The sequence below is a fragment of the Paraburkholderia sp. J10-1 genome (assembly GCF_905220165.1).
Taxonomy (GTDB): domain Bacteria; phylum Pseudomonadota; class Gammaproteobacteria; order Burkholderiales; family Burkholderiaceae; genus Paraburkholderia.
In genome coordinates this window covers 1-1651 of sequence record NZ_CAJMYW010000048.1, presented here as the reverse complement: position 1 = coordinate 1651, position 1651 = coordinate 1, and the positions used below count along the sequence as shown (strand labels likewise).

The 1651-nt window shown below is 64.9% G+C and carries 1 protein-coding gene; it reads right to left on the bottom strand.

Annotation, left to right across the window (positions count from 1 at the left end):
- Positions 1–125: 125 nt before the first annotated feature.
- Positions 126–1550 (bottom strand): ISNCY family transposase, encoded by a 1425-nt coding sequence (locus U5A65_RS40595; RefSeq protein WP_321918067.1) that lies wholly within the window; start codon positions 1548–1550, stop codon positions 126–128.
- Positions 1551–1651: the final 101 nt, after the last annotated feature.

Genomic DNA, 1651 nt, shown 5'->3' with positions numbered 1-1651 from the left:
AAATGTCATGGCCAGATACAGATGTCGTACGGCCAGCCATTTACAGATGTCGCATCTCTTTCATGGTTCTGTTCGCCCGTATTGTTGAAGAACACGGGTTGAAGCAGCAGGGCGCCTGTGTTCATTCAGCGAGCCCTGGCAGACCGACGGCCAGACTTTGAATCTGGCTTTGCCGCCCGTGCCAGCTTCACGATCACCGCGTCCATGTCCGCCTGCGTGAATTCGCGCGTCTTCTTCGTGCCCGGCACCCGTTCAGCCCGGCGTACCTCGACGCCACGGTTCGTGCGCGAAGGCGAGCCCGAAGCCCGCCGGTCATCGCGCTGTGCCTGCAGGGCCTGCGCCACCGCGAGCGCGTGCGCCAGCCGCTTGTGCTCGATCACCGCACCCTGGTCCACCTCGGTGAGGCGGTCATACTCGCGGTACGGCAGCGGCTGGCCGTCAGCACGGATCTCGATGCGTCCGTCCGGGTACTCCCACACCTCGATGTAGCGGTGAACCAGCTTGCGGTTCTGCGGCGTATCGTCGAGCAGGTACATCACGCGGTCGTACTGCACCGTCAGCGCATTTGTCACCCGCCGCGTCTCGCGCCAGGTCATCAGCAGATCGAGATTCTCGTCGGCGCGCAGCGGCCGGTGGGCGTCGAAGCCGCTCTTCGGTGGCTTCGCAAAGCGGGCGTTGTAGCTCGCCATGAAGGAGGGCGCCCAGGCATTCGCTTCAGCCAGCGTGCTGATGCCGCGCAGCCGCATCTCCTTCACCAGACGGTCCTGCAACGTCAGGTGCGCACGCTCCACGCGGCCCTTGGCCGGGCTGGAGTTCGCGCAGAACGTGTCAATGTTCAGCTCGTACATCGCGCGCCCGAAGTGCGTCACGCTGCGCCCGGTCTTGCCGGCGCTGACACTGCGAAACACGCTGGCGCGGTCGCTGTACAGCGCCACCGGCTTGCCGTGACGCTCCAGGTACGCACGCGTGGCCTCGAAATAGCTGAAGGTCGACTCCGTGGCCGTGAAGTGCAGGTGCATCAGGCGGCTCGTCGCGTCGTCCACGTACACCAGCAGCGTGCAGGCCGGCGCGCGCTCCTCGAACCAGCGATGGTCGCTGCCGTCGATCTGGATCAGTTCGCCCAGGCACGCGCGGCGCGCACGGGGCTGGTAGACCTTCGGCGGACGCTGCGCACGTGGAATCCATAGCCCGGCGTCTGCCATCAGCTTCCTGACCGTTTCCTTCGCGAGCCGGATGCCATGACATTCAGCGAGCTTCTCGCACGCCAGCGTCGGGCCAAAATCGGCGTAGCGCTCGCGGATCAGTGCCAGCGCGCGCAACGCCAGGCCTTCGTCGAGCTTCCGGTTGCCTGGCCGTCCGCGTCGGCCCGAAGCCACGCCCGCGGGTCCGTGTTCGCGATAGCGGATCACCAGTCGCTCAACCTGGCGCACGCTCAGACCCAGCCGTTCGGCGGCACGCCCGGGCTTCAAACCCGTCTCGGCCACCGCCTGGATCACCTTGAGTCGGTCAAGCTCTCGCATCGTCAGTGTCACCAGTTCGCCTGGTCGCATGGCTGGCTCCGCAGTTCGCACGAGCCGGTTAGCATGCCAGTGGTCAAAAACACGACATCTGTAAATAGCCAGAACACGACATTAGGATATAGCTCCTACAT